This window comes from Vibrio sp. S12_S33, assembly GCF_963889785.1.
GTDB lineage: Bacteria > Pseudomonadota > Gammaproteobacteria > Enterobacterales > Vibrionaceae > Vibrio > Vibrio aestuarianus.
In genome coordinates this window covers 1-214 of record NZ_CAWPQZ010000472.1, presented here as the reverse complement: position 1 = coordinate 214, position 214 = coordinate 1, and the positions used below count along the sequence as shown (strand labels likewise).

Below are 214 nucleotides of genomic sequence, written 5' to 3'. Positions count from 1 at the left end.
TCACCGTATCACCCACTTCCACACCCGTTGGAATACTTACCACCGTTTCAACGCCGTCATTGTTCTCTGCCACGCTCACGCTGCCGTCCGCTGCATCCGCGATAGTAAGCGTTGGCGCCGCAGTTGGCACGGTGGCGTCAAAATCAAACGTCACTGGCGCACTGTCACCACTGCTGTTGCCAGCGGCATCCGTAATGCTGCTGGTGATGCTGTA

At 57.5% G+C, this 214-nt stretch carries 1 protein-coding gene; it reads right to left on the bottom strand.

Annotated features, from left to right (window positions below):
* A partial coding sequence (locus AACW06_RS20775) for a hypothetical protein (protein WP_192076436.1) occupies positions 1–214 on the bottom strand: 214 nt, incomplete at both ends.